The 18130-nt window shown below is 64.2% G+C and carries 16 protein-coding genes; 13 read left to right on the top strand and 3 right to left on the bottom strand.

Going from position 1 to position 18130, the window contains the following annotated elements; all coding sequences use genetic code 11:
- Window positions 1-20 precede the first annotated feature (20 nt).
- The 11 genes from xdhA to QUV21_RS05905 all read left to right on the top strand — a co-directional run bounded on the left by xdhA (window position 21) and on the right by QUV21_RS05905 (window position 12503).
- Window positions 21-1418: a xanthine dehydrogenase small subunit gene (gene xdhA / locus QUV21_RS05955; RefSeq protein WP_300853713.1), complete on the top strand. Its 1398-nt coding sequence runs from the start codon at window positions 21-23 to the stop codon at window positions 1416-1418.
- On the top strand, window positions 1415-3760 hold the full coding sequence (gene xdhB, locus QUV21_RS05950) for a xanthine dehydrogenase molybdopterin binding subunit (protein WP_300853712.1): 2346 nt from the start codon (window positions 1415-1417) through the stop codon (window positions 3758-3760). Before xdhA ends, xdhB begins: the two co-directional genes overlap by 4 nt.
- Window positions 3753-4703, top strand: a complete 951-nt coding sequence (gene xdhC / locus QUV21_RS05945) for a xanthine dehydrogenase accessory protein XdhC (RefSeq protein ID WP_300853854.1) — start codon at window positions 3753-3755, stop codon at window positions 4701-4703. Before xdhB ends, xdhC begins: the two co-directional genes overlap by 8 nt.
- Complete coding sequence (locus QUV21_RS05940) at window positions 4700-6220, top strand: ABC transporter ATP-binding protein (protein ID WP_300853711.1); 1521 nt, start codon at window positions 4700-4702, stop codon at window positions 6218-6220. The genes xdhC and QUV21_RS05940 overlap by 4 nt, the downstream gene beginning before the upstream one ends.
- 78 nt (window positions 6221-6298) lie before the next feature.
- Window positions 6299-7384, top strand: coding sequence for an ABC transporter permease (locus QUV21_RS05935; RefSeq protein WP_300853710.1), 1086 nt, complete (start codon window positions 6299-6301; stop codon window positions 7382-7384).
- A complete protein-coding gene (locus QUV21_RS05930; protein WP_300853709.1) occupies window positions 7384-8313 on the top strand; it encodes an ABC transporter permease in 930 nt (309 codons plus the stop codon). Before QUV21_RS05935 ends, QUV21_RS05930 begins: the two co-directional genes overlap by 1 nt.
- Before the next feature lie 51 nt (window positions 8314-8364).
- Window positions 8365-9456 (top strand): BMP family ABC transporter substrate-binding protein, encoded by a 1092-nt coding sequence (locus tag QUV21_RS05925; RefSeq protein ID WP_300853708.1) that lies wholly within the window; start codon window positions 8365-8367, stop codon window positions 9454-9456.
- Window positions 9457-9567: 111 nt separating this feature from the next.
- Window positions 9568-10641 carry an FAD-binding oxidoreductase gene (locus tag QUV21_RS05920; RefSeq protein ID WP_300853707.1) on the top strand — a complete coding sequence of 358 codons (1074 nt, stop codon included), beginning with the start codon at window positions 9568-9570 and terminating at the stop codon, window positions 10639-10641.
- A gap of 82 nt (window positions 10642-10723) precedes the next feature.
- Window positions 10724-11080 (top strand): carboxymuconolactone decarboxylase family protein, encoded by a 357-nt coding sequence (locus tag QUV21_RS05915; RefSeq protein WP_300853706.1) that lies wholly within the window; start codon window positions 10724-10726, stop codon window positions 11078-11080.
- Window positions 11081-11169: 89 nt separating this feature from the next.
- Window positions 11170-11613 carry an EF-hand domain-containing protein gene (locus QUV21_RS05910; RefSeq protein ID WP_300853705.1) on the top strand — a complete coding sequence of 148 codons (444 nt, stop codon included), beginning with the start codon at window positions 11170-11172 and terminating at the stop codon, window positions 11611-11613.
- 98 nt (window positions 11614-11711) lie between these two features.
- A complete protein-coding gene (locus QUV21_RS05905; RefSeq protein ID WP_300853704.1) occupies window positions 11712-12503 on the top strand; it encodes a GH25 family lysozyme in 792 nt (263 codons plus the stop codon).
- Here QUV21_RS05905 and QUV21_RS05900 read toward each other — a convergent pair.
- The 3 genes from QUV21_RS05900 to QUV21_RS05890 all read right to left on the bottom strand — a co-directional run bounded on the left by QUV21_RS05900 (window position 12500) and on the right by QUV21_RS05890 (window position 16121).
- The gene (locus tag QUV21_RS05900) at window positions 12500-12814 is read right to left on the bottom strand and encodes a hypothetical protein (RefSeq protein ID WP_300853703.1); all 315 of its coding nucleotides are present in this window, start codon (window positions 12812-12814) and stop codon (window positions 12500-12502) included. The genes QUV21_RS05905 and QUV21_RS05900 overlap by 4 nt on opposite strands.
- Before the next feature lie 60 nt (window positions 12815-12874).
- Window positions 12875-15373: an FAD-dependent oxidoreductase gene (locus QUV21_RS05895; protein WP_300853702.1), complete on the bottom strand. Its 2499-nt coding sequence runs from the start codon at window positions 15371-15373 to the stop codon at window positions 12875-12877.
- Between the two features lie 133 nt (window positions 15374-15506).
- Entirely contained in the window at window positions 15507-16121 is a 615-nt protein-coding gene (locus QUV21_RS05890) for a TetR/AcrR family transcriptional regulator (protein ID WP_300853701.1), read from the bottom strand.
- A 107-nt stretch (window positions 16122-16228) separates the two neighbouring features.
- Here QUV21_RS05890 and QUV21_RS05885 point away from each other — a divergent pair, with 107 nt between their 5' ends.
- Together QUV21_RS05885 and QUV21_RS05880 are read left to right on the top strand one after the other, a co-directional pair.
- Window positions 16229-17278, top strand: coding sequence for an extracellular solute-binding protein (locus QUV21_RS05885; protein WP_300853700.1), 1050 nt, complete (start codon window positions 16229-16231; stop codon window positions 17276-17278).
- Window positions 17275-18129: an ABC transporter permease gene (locus QUV21_RS05880; RefSeq protein WP_300853699.1), complete on the top strand. Its 855-nt coding sequence runs from the start codon at window positions 17275-17277 to the stop codon at window positions 18127-18129. Before QUV21_RS05885 ends, QUV21_RS05880 begins: the two co-directional genes overlap by 4 nt.
- The last annotated feature ends 1 nt before the right edge of the window (window position 18130 follow it).

Raw genomic sequence — 18130 nt, 5'->3', positions numbered from 1 at the left:
AGACCGCGGCGGACTGTAACATGAGCGTAGCGTTTCTGTTGAACGGAACGCCGGTTCGGGTTGACGGCTGTGCCCCAACGCGGACCCTGCTGGATTGGCTGCGCGAGGAGCGGGGCCTGACCGGCACCAAGGAAGGCTGCAATGAGGGCGACTGTGGCGCCTGCACGGTGATGGTCACCGATGCGGAAGGGTCACGGGCGCTGAATGCCTGCATCCTCTTCCTGCCGCAGCTTGACGGCAAGGCCGTCAGGACGGTCGAGGGGATCTCTGGTCCCGCCGGTCAGATGCACCCGGTGCAGGACGCAATGGTCGCGCATCACGGGTCGCAATGCGGCTTCTGCACGCCCGGCTTTGTCGTCAGCATGGCGGTGGCGCATCTGAACGGGGCCTCCGATCACGATGACCAGCTTGCCGGCAACCTTTGCCGCTGCACCGGCTATGCGCCGATCATCCGGGCGGCAGAGGTGGCTGCAAACGCCCCGGTGCCGGACTGGATGTCGGCTGATGCGCTTTCTCTTCCCCGAATATCCCCGGTGGGGTCCGGGGAGGCAGGCGGCCTCCCCGGCGGGTTCAGCCCGCGCGACAGCGATGAACTGGCCGACTGGTATCTGGCCAACCCCGATGCCACGCTGATCGCGGGGGCGACGGATGTGGGTCTTTGGGTCACCAAGCAGGTGCGAGACCTGACTCCGGTCGCCTTTCTGGCCGGGGTGAAAGACCTGCAAGGCATCGAACGCCGTGGCGGGCAGCTGCATGTTGGCGCGGGCGTGACAATCGCGGCCCTGCGCAGCGCGGTGGCCGGGTTGCTGCCGTCCTTTGCCGAGCTTTTGCGGCGCTATGCATCCGAACAGGTGCGCAATGCCGCGACCATCGGCGGCAACATCGCGAATGGCTCGCCCATCGGTGACGGACCGCCGGCGCTGATCGCGCTTGGCGCCACGCTGCATCTGCGGCGCGGCGACGAGATGCGGTCGCTGCCGTTGGAGGATTTCTTCCTTGACTACCGCAAGCAGGACCGCCGTCCGGGGGAATTCGTGGCGGGCGTCTCCTTCCCTGACCATGCGCCTGGCCTCAGGTGCTACAAGATCTCGAAGCGCTTCGATCAGGATATCTCGGCGGTCTGCGGCTGCTTCAACGTGACGGTTGACGCAGGCCGGGTGACAGCGGCGCGCATTGCCTTTGGTGGCATGGCAGGCATCCCCAAACGCGCGGCCATGGCCGAGGCGGCTTTGGTTGGCCAGCCCTGGACCCTTGCAACAGCCAAGGCGGCGGCCAAGGCCATGGCGGCAGATTTCACGCCCCTGTCCGACATGCGCGCCAGTGCAGGCTACCGGCTGACCACCGCGCAGAACCTGATGATCCGCTATTTCCATGACCTTCAGGGCGTGCCGGTCTCGGTCTTGGAGGTGCGGTCATGAGCATGGGAAAACCCCTGCCCCACGACGCCGCCCCCCTGCATGTGACAGGGCAGGCGCGCTATGTGGATGACATCCCCCTGCCGGGAAACGCGCTGCATCTGGCCTTCGGACTGTCCACGGTTGCGCATGGCGAAATCACCGGGGTCGACCTTGCCGCTGTGAAGGCCGCCCCCGGCGTGGTGGCGGCCTACAGTGCGGCCGATCTGGACCCGATGCCCGATTGCAGCCCCTCGGCGCATGATGAGCCTTTGCTGGCGATGGGCAAGGTTCATTACGCCGGCCAGCCGGTGTTTCTGGTGGTGGCGGAAAGCCATCTTGCCGCGCGCAAGGCGGCGCGGCTGGGCAAGATTTCCTACCGCGAACTCCCTGCCCTCTTGACCGTCGATGACGCGCTGGCGGCGAACAGCCGGTTCGAACAGGGGCCGGTCGTGTGGCAAAAGGGCGATGCGGCGACGGCGATTGCCGGGGCGGCGCGGGTGATCGAAGGCAGCTTCGAGGTTGGCGGGCAGGAACATTTCTACCTTGAAGGTCAGGTCGCTGCCGCCCTGCCGCAGGAAGGCGGGGATATGGTCATCCATTCCTCGACCCAGCATCCGACCGAGGTGCAGCACAAGGTCGCCCATGCGCTGCATCTGCCGATGAACGCGGTCCGGGTGGAAGTGCGCCGGATGGGTGGGGGCTTTGGTGGCAAGGAAAGTCAGGGCAACGCGCTGGCCATCGCCTGCGCCATCGCGGCGCGGGCGACCGGAAAGCCCTGCCGCATGCGCTATGACCGCGACGATGACATGATGATCACCGGCAAACGCCACGACTTGCGGATCGCCTACCGCGCTGGCGTGGATGCCGAGGGACGGATTCTGGGGCTGGAGTTCACGCATCTCTTCCGCTGTGGCTGGGCGCAGGATCTGTCGCTGCCGGTGGCCGACCGGGCCATGCTGCATGCGGACAATTGCTACCACCTGCCGAACATCCGTATCGAAAGCCACCGGCTGAAGACCAACACCCAAAGTGCCACCGCCTTTCGCGGCTTCGGCGGCCCGCAAGGGATGGTCGGGATCGAGCGGGTCATGGATCACGTCGCCTTTGCGGTGGGCCGCGATCCCTTGGCGGTGCGCAAGCTGAACTTCTACCGCGCCTGTGGCGAGGTCGGAGCCTCCGGCGGGGATATTTCCGGACAGATGAAGCCGCAGACCACGCCCTATCACATGCCGGTCGAGGATTTCATCGGGCAGGATCTGGTCGCGGAACTGGAGCGCTCCAGCGATTTCGCTGCGCGCAAGGCGGCGATTGCGGAGTGGAACCAAGGCAGCCCGGTGCTGAAGCGCGGGATTGCGCTGACGCCGGTGAAGTTCGGGATTTCCTTCACGCTGACATGGCTCAATCAGGCCGGGGCCTTGGTGCATGTCTATCAGGATGGCAGCATCCACCTGAACCATGGCGGGACCGAGATGGGGCAGGGGTTGTTCCAGAAGGTCGCGCAGGTGACGGCGGGGGTTTTCGGGGTGGATGCCTCGATGGTGAAGATCACCGCGACGGATACCGGGAAGGTGCCGAATACCAGCGCCACGGCGGCAAGTTCCGGGGCGGACCTGAACGGGATGGCGGCGAAGGCGGCGGCGGAGACGATCCGTGGCCGGCTGGCCGAGTTCATCGCGGGCAAACATCAGGCCAACCCCTCGGCGGTGCGGTTCGTGGATGGTCAGGTAAAGGTGGCAGGCGAGGTTTACGGCTGGGCGCAGGTGGTGGCCTGGGCCTATCAGGCGCGGTTTTCGCTGTCCTCGACCGGGTTCTACGCCACGCCGAAGATCGTCTGGGACCGGGTGCTTGGGACCGGGCGGCCGTTCTTCTACTTTGCCTATGGCGCTGCGGTGACCGAGGTGGTGATCGACCGGCTGACCGGCGAAAACCGGATCCTGCGGGCGGATATCCTGCACGATACCGGCACCAGCCTGAACCCGGCCATCGACATCGGGCAGGTGGAAGGCGCCTATGTGCAGGGCGCGGGTTGGCTGACGACCGAGGAACTGGTCTGGGACGGCAAGGGGCGGCTGTCGACGCATGCGCCCTCGACCTACAAGATCCCGGCCTGTTCGGACCGGCCGGATGTGTTCAACGTGGCCCTGTGGGGCAAGCCGAACCGCGAGGATGCGGTGGGCAAGTCGAAGGCGGTGGGCGAACCGCCGTTCATGCTGGGGATTTCAGCGCTGATGGCCTTGTCGGATGCGGTGGCGGCTTGTGGGGACGGGTCGGTCTATCCGGCACTTGATGCGCCAGCCACGGCCGAGCGGGTGCTGATGGCGGTGCGCAAGGTTGAAGGCGGGGGGGGGCGTGACGATGTTTGACCTGACCGATCTTCAAGCCGCGATTGACGCGCATGGGCCGGTGGCCCGGGTGGTGATCGCTGCGCATGACGGGTCTTCCCCGCGGGAAGTGGGGGCGGCGATGCTGGTCTGGCAGACCGGGCAGTCGGGGACAATCGGCGGCGGGGCGCTGGAGTGGGAAGCGGGTGGTCGGGCTCGGGCGATGCTGGCGGACCGCCCTGACCCTGCGGCTTTGGCTGCCGGGGCGCAGCGGGTTGACCGCATCGCGCTTGGGCCGTCGCTGGGCCAGTGCTGCGGCGGGGCTGTAACCTTGTGGACCGAGATTCTTGCATCCGTTCCGGCGCAGGTTGCAGGCGTGGTCGCGCGGGGGCCGGGTGCGATGCCCCTGGCGGTAAAGCGGCTCTTGGCGCGGGCGCGGGGCGAGGGGATCGCACCTGCACCCCAGCTGGTGCAAGGCTGGATGGTCGAGCCGGTCGCCAGGGATCAGCGCCGGGTCTGGGTCTGGGGTGCGGGCCATGTCGGGCGCGCGGTGGTGGCGGTGCTGGCGCCCTTGCCCGGGGTGGCGATCACCTGGGTGGATGTGGGGCCGGAGCGGTTTCCCGAAGCGGTGCCGGATGGGGTGACCGTTCTTCCCGTGCCGTCACCCGAGGCGGCGGTGGCCTTGGCCCCAGCGGAAGCCGAGCATCTGATCCTGACCTATTCGCATGCGCTGGACCTTGAACTTTGCCACCGGCTTTTGCGGCACGGCTTTCGGTCCTGCGGGTTGATCGGGTCTGGCACCAAATGGGCGCGGTTCCGGTCCAGACTTGCGGCCCTTGGCCATGAGGCAAGGGCGATTGCGCGTATTCGCTGTCCGATGGGCGATCCGGGCCTTGGCAAACATCCGCAAGCGATTGCGGTTGGGGTTGCGGCGGAATTTCTGGCCGCGCGTGTCGGGGCGATCCAGCAAAGGAACAGGGCATGACGAAGCTGCTTCTTGGCGTCGAGGGAGTGACCAAGGCCTATCCGGGCGTGGTGGCCAACTCTGACGTGTCGTTCCAGATCAGCGAGGGCGAGGTTCACGCGCTTCTGGGCGAGAACGGCGCGGGCAAGTCTACGCTGGTCAAGATGATCTACGGCCTTGTCCGCCCTGACAGCGGGCGGATGACGCTGCGCGGCCAACCTTACCAACCGTCGAAGCCTGCCGAGGCGCGGCGGCAGGGTGTGGCAATGGTATTTCAGCACTTCAGCCTGTTCGAGGCGCTGAATGTTGCGGAAAACGTGGCCTTGGGGATGGAGAATCCACCGCCGATGAAGGCGCTTGCCAGCCGCATCAGGGAGGTCAGCGAGGAATACGGGCTGCCATTGGACCCGTCGCGCATGGTGGGTGACTTGTCCGCCGGGGAGCGCCAGCGGGTCGAGATCATTCGTTGCCTTCTGCAAGATCCCAAGCTGTTGATCATGGACGAACCGACATCGGTGTTGACCCCGCAAGAGGTGGACATCCTGTTCAAGACCCTGCGGCAGTTGTCGGCCGAAGGCACCGCGATCCTTTACATCAGCCACAAGCTGGAGGAAATCCGCGCGCTTTGTGATGAGGCGACGATCCTGCGCCGGGGCAAGGTGGTGGCGACCTGCACCCCGCGTGAGCGCACCGCGCGCGAGATGGCCGAACTGATGGTCGGCACGGTGCTGACGCCTCCGGCGCGCAGCGGGCGGGCCAAGGGCGACGTGGCGCTGGAGGTGGCGGGGCTTTCCGTCGCCTCGCCCATCCCCTTTGGCACCTCGCTCAAGAATGTTGGCTTTGCGCTCCGCAAGGGCGAGGTGTTGGGGATCGCCGGGGTTGCGGGCAACGGGCAGGATGAATTGCTGCTGGCCTTGTCGGGCGAGCTGAGATCGGCCCCGGAGGCGGTGAAGATCGCAGGCCTGGCGATGGGGGATGCCGGGCCGAACGATCGGCGGCGGGCGGGTCTGGTGGCGGCACCCGAAGAACGCCTGGGCCATGCGGCGGCACCAGACATGAGCCTTGTGGAAAACGCGCTTCTGTCTGGCGTTGTGCGCAAGGGACTTACCCGGCGCGGCTTCATCGACTGGGCTGCGACAGAGACATTTGCGGCCGAGATCATCAAGGATTTCGACGTGCGCACCCCCGGCACCCATGTTGCGGCGCGGGCGCTGTCCGGGGGTAACCTGCAAAAGTTCGTGGTCGGGCGCGAGTTGAGCCAAACACCGAGCATCATCATCATCAACCAGCCGACATGGGGCGTGGACGCAGCCGCAGCGGCTGCGATCCGGCAGGCGATCCTGGACCGGGCCTCGGGCGGGGCGGCGGTGGTGGTGATCAGCCAGGATCTGGATGAACTGCTGGAGATTGCCGACAACTTTGCCGCGCTGAACGGCGGGCGGTTGACGCCGACACGCCCGGTCGAAGGGCTGACGGTGGACGAGATCGGCCTGATGATGGGTGGCACGCATGGCATGGAGGTGGCGCATCATGGCTGATGTTGCAGGGGGGCTGTCTGCCCCCCTCGCCGCTTTGCGGCTTGCCCCCCGAGGATATTTTCGCAGAGAGGAAGCCGCATGCTGAGGTTGGAAAAGCGACCCTCGCCTTCGGCGTTCTGGCAGAAGGCCTCGCCGTTTCTTGCGGTCATCCTGACGATGATCGCGGGCGGGATCATGTTTGCGATTCTGGGCAAGAACCCGTTGGAGGCGATCCGCACGATCTTCTGGGATCCGCTGTTCAACGCTCAGTTTGCCAGCTATTCGCGCCCGCAGCTTCTGGTGAAGGCAGCGCCCTTGATCCTGATAGCAATCGGCCTGTCACTGGGCTTTCGGGCCGGAGTCTGGAACATCGGGGCCGAGGGCCAGTATATCATGGGCGCGATCTTCGGCGCAGCGGCCGGGCTCGCGGTCTATCCGGTGGAAAGCCGGTTGATCTTTCCGGCGATGATCGTTGCCGGTGCGCTGGGCGGTTTTCTCTGGGCGATGATCCCGGCGATCCTGAAGACGGTGTTTCGAACGAACGAGATTCTGGTGTCCTTGCTGCTGGTCTACGTCGCGCAGAACATCCTTGCGATGATGGCACTGGGCGCGTTGCGCAACCCTGAGGGCGGAGGTTTTCCGGGCAGCAGGAACCTGAGCCAGATCCCCGCGATGGCAAACCCCGAGCTGATTTCCGGCACGGGGATGCACTGGGGGGTGGTCGCGGCCTTCATGGCGGTGATCGCGGGATATGTCCTGTTGCAACGCCATATCCTTGGCTTTCAGGTCAAGCTGGCCGGACAAGCCCCAAGGGCCGCGCGTTTTGCGGGGGTCTCTCCGGCGCTGTTGGTGGTGTTCTGCCTTGGCATCTCCGGCCTTCTGGCCGGGCTTGCCGGGGTGTTCGAGGTGACGGGGCCTGCCGGGCAGATCAGCATCGACTTCAACAGCGGCTACGGCTTTACCGCGATCATCGTGGCCTTCCTTGGCCGGTTGAACCCGGTCGGCATCCTGTTTGCGGGCCTGTTGATGGCGCTGACCTATATCGGCGGCGAGTTGGCGCAGTTCATGCTGAGCCTGCCGTCCGCCGCGATTCAGGCGTTTCAGGGGATGTTGCTGTTCTTCCTTCTGGCGACCGACCTTCTGACCAATTTCCGCATCCGTTTCGGGCAAGGGGAGGCCGCGTGATGTTTGGCAGCATTGATCCGGCCTTGCTGATTGCCGCCTTGATGGTGAATTCGGTTCCCATCATGCTGGCAGCCACCGGGGAACTGGTGGTGGAAAAGGCGGGCGTCCTCAATCTGGGCGTCGAGGGGATGATGATCATGGGGGCGATCTGCGGTTTTGCGACCGCCGTGGCCACTGGGAACCCCTATCTGGGCTTTGTCGGCGGCGCGCTGGGGGCCTTGGCCTTGTCGTCTGTGTTCGGGGTGCTGACGCAGGTCCTGCAAACCAATCAGGTGGCGACAGGGCTGGCGCTGACCCTGTTCGGACTGGGGTTGTCGAGTCTGATCGGGCAGAGCTATGTCGGGGTCAAACCCCCGGCGACGGCAGATCTGCCGTTGGGGCCGTTGGAAGACATTCCGTTTTTGGGCGTGGCGCTCTTCAGTCATGACTGGATGGTCTACGGGTCTATCCTGATTGTCGCCGGCGTCTGGTGGGTGCTGAAATACAGCCGGATCGGCCTGGTCCTGCGCGCCGTGGGCGAAAGCCACGAGGCGGCGCATGCCTTGGGCTACAAGGTCACGCGGATCCGTTTCATGGCGGTGCTGTTCGGCGGGGCGCTTGCCGGGCTGGGTGGGGCTTATGTGAGCCTTGTGCGGGTGCCGCAATGGACCGACGGGATCACCGCAGGCGCTGGCTGGATTGCGCTGGCAATCGTGGTCTTTGCCAGCTGGAAGCCGTGGCGTGTGCTGGCCGGTGCCTATCTTTTCGGCGGGGTCACCGTGCTACAGCTGAACCTGCAAGCCGCAGGGTCCGCGATTCCGGTGCAATACTTGTCGATGGCCCCGTATCTGATAACCATCCTTGTGCTGGTCATCATGTCTTCGGGGCGTGGCAAGGCCGCGCTGAATGCGCCCGCCTGTCTGGGCCAGAATTTCCACGCCTCGCGCTGAGGCAAAACACATCGGGGGCGGGAAAGCCCCCTTGCAACGGGGAGACTACCTATGAAACGCAGAAACCTGCTTGCGACCGTCACGCTGGGCCTTGGCCTCGGCCTTGGCGGCGCGGCCTTCGCGGAAAGCCATGCCAAGACGAAGGCCTGCTTCGTCTATGTCGGTCCGATCGGCGATGGTGGCTGGACCTTCCAGCACCATGAGGGCGCGCTGGCCGTACAGGAAGCCTTTGGCGACAAGGTCGAGATCGCATGGCAGGAAAACGTGCCGGAAGGCGCCGATGCCGAACGCGTTCTGACGCAGATGGCGCTGTCAGGCTGCAACATCATCTTCACCACGTCGTTTGGCTATATGGACGCGACGAACGCTGTTGCCGCCAAGTTCCCGGACATCAAGTTCGAGCATGCCACCGGCTACAAGCGCGAGCATCCGAACGTCTCGACCTACAACGCCCGCTTCTATGAAGGCCGCGCCGTGCAGGGCCATATCGCGGGCAAGATGACCAAGTCGAACAAGATCGGCTACATCGGGTCGTTCCCGATCCCCGAAGTGATCATGGGGATCAATGCCTATTACCTGCACGCCAAGAAGGTGAACCCGGCGGTGGAGCTGTCGGTGGTCTGGGCCTTCACCTGGTTCGATCCGGCAAAGGAGGCTGACGCCGCCAAGGCCCTGATCGATCAGGGGGTGGATGTGATCGCGTCACATACCGACTCGACCGCTCCGCTGGCGGAAGCTGCAAAGACCAATGGTGCCGTGATCGGCTTTGGTCAGGCGTCTGACATGTCTGAATACAAGGACGGTCCGCGTGTCAGCTCGATCATCGACAACTGGGCGCCCTACTACGTCAAGCGCGTGGGCGCCCTGATGGATGGCACCTATGAGCAGGTCGACAGCTGGGCCGGTATCCCGGAGGGCGAGGTCGAGATAGGCGAGATCACCGATCTTGTTCCGGCGGATGTGAAGGCCGAGGCCGAAGCCATGCGCGATGCGATTGGGGCTGGCACCTATCACCCGTTCACCGGACCGATCAACAAGCAGGATGGCAGCGTCTGGCTGGCAGATGGCGTGGTGGCGCCGGATGGCGATCTTTTGGGGATGGGCTTTTACGTCGAAGGCATCACTGGCGACATTCCCCAGTGACAATCGGCCGGGGGGGGGTTTCACACCCCCGCACCCCCGTGGGATACTTGTGCAGAGAGGAAGGGGCATGGGGTTTCTCATGCCCCTTTCTGTAGCGGAGGAAAGCAGGACATGGACGCGGATTTTCTGATCATTGGCGGCGGGATTGCCGGGGTTTCGGCGGCGGCACGGTTGTCGGCGCTGGGGTCGGTGATCGTGCTGGAGGCGGAGGACGCGCTGGCGCATCATGCCTCGGGACGGTCGGCGGCGCTTTATGAGCCGCGCTATGGCGCGCCGGCGGTGGTGGGGTTGTCCATGGCCTCAGAGACATATTTCAAGGCGGCGACCGGGGTGCTGTCACCGCGGGGGTTGATGGTGGTGGCAAAGGCCGACGCGAAGGAAGCCTTTGATGAAGATGTGGCTGCGATGGCCTTCGATCCGGTGAGCGTGGCCGAGGCGCAGGCCATCATCCCGATCCTGAACCCGGATGTGGTCGCCCATGCCGCTTATGCCGACCATGCCGAAGACATCGATACCGATCTTCTGGTGCAGGGCTTCGCGCGTGAGGCAAAGGCGCAGGGCGCACGGATTCTGACCCGGGCGCGGGTCACCGCTGTTGCCAGGGGCGGCGCGGGTTGGCGGGTGGACAGCAGCGCCGGGACATTCACTACCAGAATGATCGTGAACGCGGCCGGGGCATGGGTGGACCAGGTGGCGACGATGGCCGGGGTGCGCCCCCTTGGGTTTACGCCTTACCGCCGCTCGATGGCGCGTATTCCTGCGCCGGGGGGCCATGATGTCAGCCGCTGGCCGATGCTGTTTGGCCCCGGCGAAGACTGGTATGCCAAGCCCGATGCGGGCGCCCTTATCGTCAGCCCCGCCGAGGAAGACCTGATGGAGCCGCATGACGCCTGGGCCGATGACATGGTTCTGGCCGAGGGGCTGGCGCGCTATGAGGAGATGGTCACCGAACCGGTGACCCGGCTTCTGGCAAGCTGGGCGGGTCTGCGAACCTTTGCGCCCGACCGGGTGCTGGTGATCGGGCCGGACGTGCGTGAGCCGTCGTTCTTCTGGCTGGCAGGGCAAGGCGGTTATGGCTTTCAATCCTGCCCGGCCGCAAGCCAGCTTGCCGCCGATCTGATCGGCGGGAGGGCGCCAGAGATCGACGCGGATCTGGTTGCCGCGCTGTCGCCGTCGCGGTTCTGAGGCGGCCTCGGCGGACTTGATGCAAGTCAACGCGGGCGTGCTGCCCGCGTGCGATCCGGGGGGCTCATCGCAGGAGGCCCGGATGAGCAACAGCACAAGATATACCGACCAGATCACCAGCATGCGCAGCGAGTTGCGCGCTCTGAACGCCGCCATCCCGGACACGGCACGGAGCTTCGGGGGCCTGTCGAAAGCGGTCAAGGAGAATGGCCCGCTTTCGGTCAAGGAAAAGGAATATGTGGCGCTTGGAATGTCGGTCGTGCTGCGCTGCGAGCCCTGCATCGCCTTTCACGTCGAGGCGTTGATGAAGGCGGGCGCCACGCGTGAGGAGATGGGGGATGTGCTGGCCATGGCCGTCCAGATGGGTGGCGGGCCGGGCCTGATGTATGCCGGCCATGCGCTTGCGTGCTGGGACGAACTTGCCGGAAAGGCCGATTGATCATCGCATGGTGGCCGCGTGTTGACGGCGACGGAATTCGGCAGACTTGGCGTATCATATTCGTTAAGTAAAATATGAAGGAACACTTGATGAAAACGATACTCGCTGCGCTGACCCTGTCACTTGGCCTTGGTGGTGCCGCATCGGCGCAACAGGGCAACCCCGGCCAGCACTTTCTGGATCAGTGGGACGCGGACAGCGACAGTCGCGTGACCGCCATCGAGGTTGTGGCAAAGCGGTCAGAGGTCTTTTCGATGTTCGATCAGGATGATGACAAGACCCTGTCGGTTGCTGAATGGGGGCTAGTGGCCGAACACATGGCGCTGGAGCAAGGTCAGGGCATGGGTGGGCATGGCATGAACAGGGCCGCACCCGGACAGGCGGTGCATGAGGCGATGACCCCGGCTTTCAATGACGCTGACGGTGATGGCATCGTGACAATGGAAGAATTCGATACCGCCTCGGTGAAGCTGTTCCCTCTGATGGATGCCAACGGCGACGGTGCGGTCACTATCGCGGATTTTGCCCGCTAGGATCGGCAGACCCTTGCCCGCGCGGCCCGGTGATCCGCCGCGAGGCGATGACAAGGGCCGCGCGATCGGTCAGCATGCCGCGAAAGCGGGGGCGGGACATGCGGCTTGGACTGGTGGGACTGTTCGTGACTGGGATGCTTCTGGCCGCCTGTGGCGGCGGGCGCGAGCCTGTCAGGGATCCCGGTCAGACCGTCACCGTAACCTCGTCCAACTTCAGCGATGACGATCCAACCGACTGGCCGGGCCGCGCTCCCGACCGCTATGCGGTCCACGGAATCGACCTGTCGCGGTTCCAGATGTCTGTCGACTGGCCGACGGCGCGGGCCAACGGCGTGAACTTCGCCTTCATCAAGGCGACCGAGGGCGGCGATCTGGTGGATCCGATGTTTCAGGCCCATTGGCGCGGCGCCGGGGCCGCCGGGGTAAGACGCGGCGCCTATCACTTCTTCTACCACTGCCGTCCGGCGGCGGAACAGGCGCGCTGGTTCATCAAGCATGTGCCAAGGACTCCTGGCGCGCTGCCCCCTGTTCTTGATATGGAATGGACGCCGACCAGTCCGACCTGCACAATCCGACGCGACGGGGAGACGATCCGCAAAGAGGCGCAGATATTCATTGATATCGTGGAGCGACACTACGGTCAGCGACCGCTGATCTATTCCACCGTCGATTTCTACAAGGATACCGAGCTTTGGCGGTTGTCCGGGGTGGAATTCTGGCTGCGTGCAGTGGCCGATCATCCCGGTCAGGTCTATGCCGGCTCGCCGTGGCGTTTCTGGCAATACACCTCGACCGGAGTTGTGCCGGGGATCGCGGGCAAGGTCGATATCAACGTCTTTTCCGGGTCAAAGGCGGCTTGGGCAGACTGGATCTCCGGGCGGTCGCTTTAATGCCGCTTTCTCGCTTGCCTGCGCTGGCGCCAGCGACCAATGCGGTGCCGTGACCGGATCATCACCGCCGAGATCGGCCCACGCAGGCGGGGCAGGTCCACCGCCAGCAGCAAAAGCCCGACGGGCAGCATCCAGATACCCAGAAGTGGCAGGAACCACAGCAAGCCGCCGGCGATCAGGATCAGGGCCAAGGGCAGGCGCACCACCCACCAGCCTTCGCGCCTAAGGACGGACACAGGCCCACGCAAGGGCGGAAACGCCCGCTCTATCGCGTCAAATTGCCTGAGAAACCTTCGATCTCGCCGCGTCATCTTGCCCCGCCTCCATCGCTGGAAGATGGAGACGGGCCGTTACAGCTTCAAGACAGGCGGTTAGCCGTCGATGCGGATGCGGGCGTTTGCGGGGTCAAAGGGGCTGTCCTCGACCACCACAGCATCCCATTCCTGGAGCAGCATCTTGACCTTCAGTTTCGTGCCAACCTCGGCCAGATCGGGGCGAACGTAGCCCATGCCGATCTGTTTGCCGAAGGCCACCGAATAGCCACCCGATGTGAGACGGCCAATCTTTTCGCCGTTGAGAAGCAGCGCCTCCTTGCCCCAGGGATCGGCGTCCGCCGGGCCGTCGATCAGAAGGGTGCAGCATTTCGACCGGATGCCGGTTTCGAGCATCTTTGCCTTGCCGCGGAAGTCCTTGGACAGATCGACAAAGCGGTCAAGGGCAGCTTCCAGCGGTGTCGCATCGCGGCCAAGCTCATTGCCGAAGGCGCGGTAGGATTTTTCCTGCCGCAGCCAGTTCTGCGCCCGGGCGCCGACGGGTGTCAGGCCATGCTTTTCGCCTGCGGACAGCAGAAGATCCCAAAGGTAGCGGCCGAATTCGATCGGGTAGTGCAGTTCCCAGCCAAGCTCGCCCGTGTAGGCGACGCGGATGGCGCGGACGGGGCACATGCCGAGTTCGATGTCGCGGTAGGACAGCCAGGGGAAGCGCTTGTTGGACAGGACGGTTTCGGGGTCGCGGTCTTTCACGATGTCCTTCAGCAGCGCGCGGGCGTTGGGGCCGGCAAGCGCATAGACGCCCCACTGGGTGGTGATGTCGTGAATGTCGATGTGGCCCTTGCCCTCGGCCATCCAGTCGTCGGCGGCTTTTTGCAGGAAATCATAGTCATAGGCCGTCCAGGCACCCGCCGAGATCAGGTAGTATTCGTCCTGTTTCAGCCGGACGATGGTGTATTCGGTGCGGGTCGTGCCGTGGTCGGTCAGGGCATAGGTCAGGTTGATCCGGCCCACGTTCGGCAGCTTGTTGCAGGTGAAGTGGTCAAGGAAGGCGGTCGCACCGGGGCCGCGCACCAGATGCTTGGTGAAGGCGCTGGCGTCGATGATACCAACCGTGTTGCGCACCGCTTCAGCCTCGGCCTTGGCGAAGGGCCACCACGCACCACGGCGGAAGCTGCGGCTGTCGTGATCGAAATTCGCCGGCGCATCCTTGGGGCCATAGTAGTTCGGGCGCTCCCAGCCGTTCACCTGCCCCATCTGCGCGCCGAGGTCTTTCTGGCGGTCATAGGCAGGGGCGGTGCGCAGGGGGCGGGCCGCTTCGCGTTCTTCGTCCGGGTGGTGCAGGATGAAGACGTGGTCGTAGCATTCCTCGTTCTTGCGGCTTGCGTATTCGGTGGTCATCCAGCCGCCGAAGCGCTTGGGGTCAAGCGAGGCCATGTCGATTTCTGCCTCACCTTCGGTCATCAGCTGGGCGAGGTAGTGGCCGGTACCACCTGCGGCGGTGATGCCGAACGAAAAGCCTTCCGCCAGCCACATGTTGCGCAGACCCGGTGCGGGGCCGACCAGCGGGTTGCCGTCGGGGGTATAGCAGATCGGGCCATTGTAATCGTCCTTGAGGCCCACGGTTTCCGACGATGGAATCCGGTGGATGAAGGACATGTATTCCTGCTCGATCCGTTCCAGATCCAGCGGGAACAGGTCAGCGCGGAAGCTTTCGGGGACTTCATAGGGGAAGCGGGCCGGGGCGCCCTTCTCATAGGGGCCAAGGATCCAGCCGCCGCGTTCCTCGCGGACATACCACTTGGCGTCGGCATCGCGCAGGACCGGGTGCTGCGGGTTGGTCTTGCGCCATTCCACCAGCGCCGGGTCCGGTTCGGTCACGATATACTGGTGTTCCACGACCACGGCGGGGGTCTTGATCCCCAGAAGCCGCGCGGTGCGTTGGGCGTGGTTGCCGGTGGCGGTGACGACATGTTCAGCGGTGATGTCGAAACGGTCGTCCGAGGCGACAAGGTTGCCGCCTTGTTCGACCATGCGGGTGCAGGACACGATCCATTCGCTGCCGGTCCAGCGGTAGCCGTCAACTTGGACCTTGCGCTCAAAGGTGGCGCCGAACTGCCGCGCGCCCTTGGCCATGGCCTGCGTCACGTCGGCCGGATTGATGTAGCCATCCTGCGGGTGGTAAAGCGCGCCGATCAGGTCTTCGGTGCGCACCAGGGGCCAGCGGTCCTTGATGTCCTTGGGGGTCAGGAATTCGTGGTAGACCCCGGCGGTTTCGGCCACCGACGAATAGAGCATGTATTCGTCCATCCGCTGCGCGTGCTGCGCCATCCGCAGGTTGCCGACGACGTAAAAGCCGGGGTTGAGGCCGGTTTCAGCCTCCAGCCCTTTGTAGAAATCGACCGAGTATTTGTGGATGTGGGTCGTCGCGTAGCTCATGTTGAACAAGGGCAGCAGGCCCGCCGCGTGCCAGGTCGATCCCGCCGTCAGCTCATCCCGTTCGACCAGCATGGTATCCCAGCCGGCTTTCGCCAGATGGTAGGCGATCCCGGTGCCGACCGCGCCGCCACCGACGACAAGGGCTTTGACATGGGTTTTCATTTTCTAGACTCCCGGAACACGTTTGCCCCTATCTGCCAGAAGGCGGCCCGACCGGGCAAGTCCACCCGACCTTTGGCGTCAGAAAACGACATGTGGGCGGTTTGCGACCCTTTGGCGGGTCAACTTGCCCGGATCAGGCCCGCATCAAGACAGCTAGGCTGGCGGTTTGCCGGGCGCTAACCCGGTGCAGGTCGGCAAGCGGCATCTGATCAGCCTTCACGAACTCGATGAACAACTGGTTCAGGCTGTTGAAGATCACCTGACCCAAGGCGTCGGCATCGATTCCCGGCAAGGCGTGGCCGCGCGCTTGCAGGGCGGCGATCAGGTCACAGACCTGTTGGGCCAGCAGACCATCAAGCGCGGTGTAGCGCTGCGAAAACGGCGTGCCGGGGGCTTCGATGGACAGGGCCATGGCGGTGCGCCACATCGGCTTTGACAGGTAGTGCAGCGAATGGTCGTAATAAAGCCGGATCAGCCGGTCCAGTGCCTCGGCTATGTCGGGCGGGGGGTTCAGGACCACAGCCTCGCCCGCCTCGACCACTTCTTCCACCTCCATCGACACGATGGCAAGAAGAAGGTCGCCCTTGGTGGAAAAGTAATTGTAGCAGGTGCCAGCGGACACTTCGGCCGCCGCCGCGATATCCTCGATCCGCACGGGGTCATAGCCCTGGTCGCGAAACAGGCGCGAGGCCGCTTCAAGGATGCGCCGGGTCCGGTCAGCCTTCTGTCTTTCGCGCAGTCCGGTCATGCAGTTTCCAAATCGCCCATAATTTGATGTTGACTTCAAAAATGAACGAACTCAATCTTTTTCTCAAGCGCCTACCAAAGGCACCCACCCCGACACAGGAGATGACCATGGCCCACATCCGCCTTCCCGCCACTTCGCTTGCCCTGTTGCTGATGGCCACGCCCGGCCTTGCGCAGGAGTTGAATGCGCTGGTCTGGTGCGACCATACCGACCCCGCGCTGATCGAGCCGTTCGAGCAGAAATTCGGGGTGAAGGTGAACCTGAAGGAATACGAAGGCACGGCGGCGGGTCTGGCGATCCTTGATCAGTCGCGCCCGGGTGACTGGGATGTGCTGGTGATCGACGCGGTGGATGTGGCCCGTGCGGTCGCAGCCGGGCATCTGGCCGAACTGCCTGCCGACAAGCTGCCGACGGCGGATTTCTTTCCTGAACTGGTGATGGCCGAAAACAACACCGTTGACGGCAAGACCTACGCCGTCACCGAAAAGTTCGGCTACAACACCATTTCTTATGACAAGACCAAGGTCGATCCCGCAGATATGGCGGATATGGCCAGCCTGACCTCTGGCAAATATGACGGGCGGATCGGGATCTATGACTATTACCTGCCGGTCCTTGGACTGGTGGCGCTTGGTCAGGGGGTGAACACTGCCGATATCACCGCTGATACCCTGCCCGCCCTGAAAGACCCTCTGATGGCGTTGCGCAAGGCGTCAAAGCAGGTGGCCGAGGTTGTCGCGGCGCAGACGGCGCTGGCGACCGGTGAGGTGGACATCGTTGTCGGTGGTGGTGAATGGCTGACGGCGGTGCTGGCGGCAGAGAACCCCAACCTTGACTGGACGATCCCCAAACAGGGTGCCTTGCGCTGGGCGCAGTCGATCGGGGTTGTGGCGGGAACCAGCCAGCCCGACCTTGCGCTTGAATTCGTGAACTACATCGTCTCGCCCGAAGGGCAGGCGGCGTTGGCAACCTCGTCCTGCTACTGGGGGATGCCCGCCAACGCCAAGGCGGGTGCTGCGCTAAGTGATGAGGCCAAGGCGGTTCTGCGTTGGGATGAACAGCCGGAATTCCTTGCCCGTGCGCAGCTTTACCCGATCCCGGATGCAGCCCTTGATACCGCCATGCAAGACCTCTGGACCGAGATGCTGAACCAGTGACCCTTGCCGCCCGAGACCGCCGTCTGGGCTGGGGCCTCTTGGCCCCGGCGCTGATCTGGACGGCGGCCTTCTTCATCCTGCCGTTTCTGGCCATGGTCGCCTTGTCTTTCGCGTCAATGGACGGGCGGACGGTGGTGCATGGCTTTGACCCCGGCAACTATGTCCGCATCTTCACCGACTGGACGATGCTGAAGGCGCTGATCAACAGCCTTGAGATTACTCTGGTCGTCACGGTGGTTTCGGTGGTTCTGGCCTGGCCCCTGGCCGCGATCATCGCGTTTCGGGTGCCGGCACGCTGGCAACGGCTGGCCCTTTTGCTGGCGGTGCTGCCGTTCTGGACCTCTTACGTCGTTCGGTCCTATTCATGGCTTCTGGTGCTGGGTCAGAATGGGGTGGTCAACAAGGCGCTTCTGGGCCTTGGGGTCGTGGCCGAGCCGTTGCAGATTGTCGCCACCCGGTCGGCCACGGTGATCGGCTTCGTGCATTTCTTTGTCATGCTGCTGACCCTGACGATCTACGCCAACCTGATCCAGCTATCCCCGAATTACGCCCGCGCCGCGCAAGACCTTGGCGCGAACCGCTGGCAGGTGTTTGCCCATGTGATCCTGCCCCTGACGCTGCCCGGCGTGGTGACGGGTGCCTTCCTGACCTTTGTGCTGTGCATCGGAGACTATATCACCCCGCAGATCCTTGGCGGAAATGCCGAACTGACCCTGCCACAGCTGATCATGCTGCAACTGGGGCGAAGCGGAAACTTCCCGCTCGCCTCGGCGCTGTCGGTGGTGTTGATGGCGGTGGTGACGCTGGCCTATTTCGCCGCAAGCCGCTGGCTGCGGCTGGACCGGGTGTAAC

The organism is Tabrizicola sp. (assembly GCF_030373185.1).
Taxonomy (GTDB): Bacteria; Pseudomonadota; Alphaproteobacteria; order Rhodobacterales; family Rhodobacteraceae; genus Tabrizicola.
This window is presented reverse-complemented; position numbering and strand designations above follow the sequence as displayed.